A 6,460-nucleotide genomic window follows, 5' to 3' on the forward strand; every position below is an offset into this window, starting at 1 on the left:
ATGCAGTTGAGTCCAGACCCAAAAGCGGTTTCTATCGCGAGTTTTTTTGTGATCCACAGGAAAGCTTCGGTGAATTGCAATTGTTTCTGGATGTCAGTTTGCGGGACTTAAATCGCTTCTTCCAGCGATATGCTGGATAAGCCTCGCCCAGCCGAAGAACCAGCAAAATAAAGCAGTTGGCCGGACCGAAAATCCGCGCATTCGAAGCCGGACAATGTTACAGCCTAGGACTTAGCGTCGTCTAAATAAAACCGGGAGATGGAGTAGAACTCCATAACGGAGCAGGCCATTGCGGTCAGTTTCGCTATTGCTGACGGGCTGGCACTGCGTCTAAACAGACCCCTTGGACTATTGGATGATCATAGTGGCACACGGGCGCAGTATAGCAGTTGTCGGTTTGGGCTATGTCGGATTGCCCGTGGCGGTATCGTTTGCCCGAACATCCGTTCCCGTCATCGGGTACGACGTCGATGCGACACGTATTTCGGAGCTGAATGCGGGCCATGACCGCACCCGCGAGGTGGAGACCGGTGATCTCCGGCACACATCGCTGGTTTTTTCCGCTGATCTGACGGCGATCCTGAGCTCAGACTTCTACATCGTCACAGTCCCAACTCCGATCGACGATGCTCATCGGCCGGACCTCGATGCCATGATGGCGGCATCATGTTCAGTGGGAACTGCGCTCAGAATCGGTGATATCGTCGTGTACGAATCGACCGTTTATCCGGGCGCGGTCGAGGAACACTGTATTCCTATTCTCGAAGAGACGTCGGGCCTGAAGGCCGGCGTTGACTTCACAGTAGGATATTCGCCCGAACGCATCAATCCCGGTGACAAGGTGCACCGGTTTGAAACGATCATGAAGATCGTATCCGCGCAGGATGCGAAGACGCTCGACATCATCGCCGACGTTTATGGATCGGTGGTAACAGCCGGAATTCACCGCGCCCCATCGATCAAGGTGGCGGAAGCAGCGAAGGTCATCGAAAATACCCAGCGCGACCTCAATATTGCATTCATGAACGAACTGTCGCTCATTTTTAAAGCCCTCGACATCGATACCGGTGACGTCCTGGCGGCCGCGGGGACGAAATGGAATTTCATGCCATTTCATCCCGGATTGGTTGGTGGTCACTGCATCGGGGTCGATCCGTATTACCTTACCTACTGCGCTGAAAAGGCTGGCTATCATCCGGAAATTATTCTGGCGGGCCGCCGCATCAATGATGGAATGGGCCAGCGTATCGCGCGGGAATGCGTCCGCGGAATGCTCCGGCGGCGGGTAGGGAAGGGAGACACCGTCACAATACTGGGCCTGACCTTTAAGGAGGACGTCCCCGATACGCGCAACTCCCGCGTGGTCGATATTATCAGGGAACTGGAATCATTCGGCCTGGCGGTCCAGGTTCACGATCCTCTGGCGAATGCGGCGCATGCCAAACACGAGTACGGCGTTACGCTTCTCGACATTGATCAATTGAGACCCGCCGACGCGATCATCCTGGCCGTTGCGCACGAACAATATGTCGTCGCAGGCTGGTCGCTTATTCAGGAACTGTTAAGTGATGGTAGGGGACTGGTTCTGGACATAAAAATGAAGCTCGATCGCAGCTCTACGCCGCCCGGCGTCGAGCTGTGGCGGATCTGAGAACCGACTGGGGAGAAGATGTCCGATAGTACGATCTTGGTCACCGGTGCTGCCGGCTTTATCGGATTTCACGTCGCTGAGCGGCTGTTGTCGCTGGGTCATATGGTTGTTGGCCTCGACGTCATGAATAATTACTACGATCCAACGCTCAAGGAAGCTCGGCTGGAAATCCTGAAACGCGATGCGAATTTCAGTTTCGTGAAGCTAGATTTGGTTGATCGCGTGAGGACGAGATCATTGTTCGCCAAGCACCGGTTTCGGGTTGTCATTCATCTGGCAGCCCAGGCCGGCGTGCGTTATTCGCTTGAAAATCCCCACGCCTATATTGACGCGAATCTGGAAGGTTTCATCAATGTGCTCGAGGGCTGTCGTCGCAACGATTGCCGACATCTCCTGTTCGCCTCATCTTCCTCGGTCTATGGCACGAACACGAAATTACCATTTTCGGTGAACGACAATGTCGACCATCCGATCAGCCTCTATGCCGCGTCGAAGAAGGCAAACGAGCTGATGGCCCACGCCTACAGTCATTTGTACCGGCTTCCTGCCACTGGTCTTCGGTTCTTTACTGTGTATGGTCCATGGGGCCGTCCTGACATGGCGATGTTCATCTTTGCCAAGGCGATCGTCGGAGGCTCCGCGATCAAAATGTTCAATCACGGCAAGATGCGCCGTGACTTCACATTCGTCGAGGATGTCGGAGAGGCGATCGTTCGCCTGATGGACCGCCCCCCGCAAGGCAATCTGGATTGGTCGGGCGACAGGCCTGATCCCTCCAGCAGTGCAGCACCCTGGAAGATCTACAACATCGGCAACAATCATCCCGAAGAGCTGATGCACGTGGTTGCATTGCTGGAGCAGGAGTTCGGCCGCACTGCCGCCAAGGAGATGTTGCCGATGCAGCCAGGCGACGTGCCGGCGACGTATGCCGACATCGAAGATCTCGCGCGCGACATCGGATTCCGGCCGGCGACCAGTATCGAGGACGGCATCGCGCGGTTTGCGAAATGGTATCGTGACTACCACAATCTGTAACGACAGGGCGCCGATGACGAAACGCATTATTCCACTGATGGTGTGCGGCGGTGCCTGAACGCGGCTATGGCCGGCCTCGCGCGAGGTGCGCCCAAAGCAGTTTTTGCCGTGGTTCAGGATGCACTCCACCTTTCAGGATACCATGCGGCGGGTGTCGGAGCCGGCGCTGTTCGAGCGGCCGATCGTCATCACCAACACCGCCTATCGCTTCATGGTGCTGGAGCAGCTTGCTGAGATCGGGCTTGAGGCGGATGTGCTGCTGGAGCCGATGCGGCGGGATTCCGGACCGGCGTTCGCGCAGTCGCGCGACGGCGAGGCGATCGTTCTGGCGCTCCCCGCCGACCATGTCGTGCGCGATACCGACGCATTTCTCGCCGCCTGCCGCTAGGGCCTGGTGGCGGCCGAGGCCGGAAGCATCGTGACCTTCGGCGTTCACCCCGAGCGCGCGGCCACCGAATACGGCTACATCAATCCCGGCGAGCCAGTGTCCGGAGAGGTTCGCAGCGTCGCAAAATTCGTCCAGAAGCAGGCCCGGTGAAATATCAAGGCCGGTTATCTCTGGAACAGCGGCAACTTCATGTTTCGCGCCTCGGTTCTGCTCGATGAATACCGCAAGGTCGATGCCGAAAGCGTGCAGGCTGTTACCGAGTCGGTGGTGAAGCCCGGACGCGATCTCGGATTTGTCACGCTGGGGCCCGCAGCATTCGGATCGGCAAAGCCGATCTCGATCGATTACGCGGTGATGGAAAAGGCCTCGCGGGCGGCGGTGGTGCCGGTGGCCTGCGGCTGGTCCGATGTCGGCTCCTGGCATGCGGTGTGGGAGCTGTCGGACAAGGATGCCGACGGCAACGCCGCACACGGCGCCGCCGTGTTCGAGCATTCCCGCAACTGCAATGTTTCGACCGACAGGGCGCTGGTCGCGCTGGAAGGGGTCGACGATCTTCTGATCGTCGCCACCCAGGACGCGGTGCTGGTGTCGCGCCAGAAGGACGCCAACGGATTGAAGCGGCTGGTCGCGAAGCTGAAGACGGTCGCGCCTGAGTTGACCAAGGAGCATCTGAAGGTTCACCGGCCCTGGGGCTCGTATCAATCGGGTCGACAATGGCGATCGCCACTAGGTCAAGCGCATCATCGTCAGGCCCGGCGGGCGGCTGTCGCTGCAAAGCATCACCATCGCTCCGAGCACTGGATCGTGGTGCGTGGCACCGCGCAGGTGATCGTCAACGAACTCGTCAAGATCGTACATGAAAACGAATCGATCTATATCCCGATCGGCGCAGTGCACCGGCTGGAAAATCCGGGCAAGATCCAGCTCGAGCTGATCGAGCTTCAGACCGGCAGCTATTTCGGCGAAGACGATATCATCCGGATCGAAGACGATTATCGCCGCTCGTGACAATGTAACCTGGACAGCCTGAGCTGTCACTGACCAATCGTTCCTTGTTGCCGCGTGGGCCGACAAACGTCGCTTTGGCGCGGGCTGGCGGAGCACCCAAGGCTATCGATTCTGTCCGGACTTCGGGAAATCACGGCACGCTATCGCGACAACAACAGCAGGTCGGCCCGCGCCTTGGCGGCCAGGGGATCGTCGGGGTGCCTCGCAATGAAGAGGTCCAGCGCCTCCGCCGTGCCTTGCCGTCGCGCCAGCTGATATTCCTCCTCCACCGCTATCCTGGGATCTCGTGCCGGAGGGATTGCGCGATTCCCGACTGTTTTTGCTTCGTCGGCGGATGCGCTCTTGGACATGGAAACGTGCCTTTCCCGATAGGTCTGATCTGGATCCGTCACCGCGAGCAAGACGACGACTAGTTCGATACCCACAACGAGTATGCGACGGGCGATCGGAGAGCCGTCTTGGCTTCGTTTCAGGGTCGACACGCGAGGATTGCCGCCGTGTTTCATCCAGAGTTCCATGAAACGCCTCATTTCCCCAAGGCAGCGTAACGTTATGGAAACGGATTAGGCCCAAATTAAGCCTGTTTATTATCGATCCACGATGTGAAGCGGCAACGCGAATCAGGGCACGAATACACCTGAAGGAGATCCCTTGGCCACCGCCGTAACTGTTTCCCGAACAAACAATCCCGAAATCGATGGTTTGCTGGGCGGCACAAAGTGGTCCAGCACGATCACCTATAGCTTTCCCGATTCTCCAAGCGACTATCCCGCCAGCTATCAAGGTGACGGCGAGCCAACGACTGCAGGCTTCACTTCGGCGCCTGTCGCGATGCAGCAAGCCATCACTTACGCCTTTGGATTGGTCGCAAGCTACACCAACGCTTCAATCCAGTTCGCTGGAACGAACGGCGCGGATATCGCCATCGCCCAATCTCCGGCCGCCAATCCGACCTCTTACGCTTACTATCCGGCGAATGTTCCTGCCGGCGGCGATATCTGGTTTGGAACGGCCTACAACTACTCGCTGTCGGCGCTGGGCAACTATTACTTCGCGACGGCGATACACGAGCTCGGCCATGCGTTAGGCCTCAAGCACAGCCAGGAAGCGGGCGGCGTCGCCAATGTCGCGGTGCCAGCAGCGCATGACGATCTCGAATACAGCGTCATGAGTTACCGCAGTTATGTGGGTGGTCCTCTAACGGGCTATACCAATGAAAGCTTCGGATTTCCCCAAACCTACATGGCCAACGACATCCTGGCCCTGCAAACCCTTTACGGCGCCAACTTCACGACTCACAGCGAAAACACCGTCTACTCCTGGAGCCCGACGACCGGGCAGGAATTCATCAACGGCGTCGCGCAACTGGCGCCGGGCAACGGCGCCGGAGGTTCGGCGAACCGCATCTTCGAGACGGTTTGGGACGGCAACGGCATCGATACCTACGACCTGTCGAACTACTCGACGTCGGTGTCGATCAATCTCAATCCCGGGGCATCATCGGTCACATCCGCAGTACAACTTGCATATCTGGGAAGCGGACACTATGCGGCGGGCAATATCTACAATGCCTATTTATACAATAACGATGCGCGATCCTACATCGATAACGCCATTGGCGGCTCAAGCAACGACACGCTGGTTGGAAACGCGATTGCCAACAACCTCAGCGGCGGCGGCGGCAACGATACGCTAGTCGGCGGTGGCGGCAACGATACGATCCTCGGCGGGGCCGGGGCCGATGTGGCGGTTTTTTCAGGCGCTCATGCTAATTACCTGATCACCTATAACTCCGCCACGCTGACGTACACAGTCGTTGATCAGCGAAGCGGGACACCCGACGGCATTGATACTATCACGGGTGTCGAGAATTTTCAGTTCGCGGATGGCACCTTCCCAAGCGAATCGCTGCCCGACCTCCGGGCGAATTTTGACAATGTGAGCAGCACCACGATAGCCGCTGGCGGCAGCACGTCGATCGAACTTTATACCGTCAATTTCGGTAATACGTCGGCGGCGTCGTCGACTACCGGCATTTATCTCTCGACTGACGCCACGATCACCACCAGCGACAGTCTGCTGATGACGATCGGTGCATCGGCGCTGACGCCCTATCACACGACGGGCTATTACGACCATCAGACCGTCTCGCTGACGCTGCCTGGCAATTTGGCGCCTGGCACCTATTACATCGGGGGCATCGCCGACCACACCAACGCTATCGCCGAGAGCATCGAAGCCAACAACACCTATAACGTTACGCAAATCACCGTGCTGCCGGCGCCGCCTCCATCGCTGCCCGACCTCCGGGCGAACTTTGACAATGTGAGCAGCACCACGATAACCGCTGGCGGCAGCACGTCGATCGAACTTTATAC

At 57.9% G+C, this 6,460-nt stretch carries 5 protein-coding genes and 1 pseudogene; 5 read left to right on the top strand and 1 reads right to left on the bottom strand.

From position 1 onward, the window contains the following. Positions 1-364 precede the first annotated feature (364 nt). The 4 genes and pseudogenes from AC0L21_RS13025 (at position 365) to AC0L21_RS13040 (ending at position 4,082) form a co-directional block, all read left to right on the top strand. Complete coding sequence (locus AC0L21_RS13025) at positions 365-1,651, top strand: nucleotide sugar dehydrogenase (RefSeq protein ID WP_473262140.1); 1,287 nt, start codon at positions 365-367, stop codon at positions 1,649-1,651. Between the two features lie 18 nt (positions 1,652-1,669). Next, positions 1,670-2,686, top strand: coding sequence for an NAD-dependent epimerase (locus AC0L21_RS13030; protein WP_473261926.1), 1,017 nt, complete (start codon positions 1,670-1,672; stop codon positions 2,684-2,686). A 70-nt stretch (positions 2,687-2,756) separates the two neighbouring features. Then, positions 2,757-3,074, top strand: a pseudogene (locus AC0L21_RS13035) (sugar phosphate nucleotidyltransferase); the annotation flags it as partial. 189 nt (positions 3,075-3,263) lie between these two features. Next, entirely contained in the window at positions 3,264-4,082 is an 819-nt protein-coding gene (locus AC0L21_RS13040; RefSeq protein WP_473261928.1) for a cupin domain-containing protein, read from the top strand. Between the two features lie 140 nt (positions 4,083-4,222). Here AC0L21_RS13040 and AC0L21_RS13045 read toward each other — a convergent pair whose 3' ends face one another. Then, a complete protein-coding gene (locus AC0L21_RS13045) occupies positions 4,223-4,600 on the bottom strand; it encodes a hypothetical protein (protein ID WP_473261930.1) in 378 nt (125 codons plus the stop codon). 133 nt (positions 4,601-4,733) lie between these two features. Here AC0L21_RS13045 and AC0L21_RS13050 point away from each other — a divergent pair. Beyond that, positions 4,734-6,460, top strand: a 1,727-nt coding sequence (locus AC0L21_RS13050) for a M10 family metallopeptidase (RefSeq protein ID WP_473261932.1), incomplete at its 3' end; no start/stop codon positions are given.

The sequence above is a fragment of the Bradyrhizobium sp. WSM4873 genome (genome assembly GCF_055811355.1).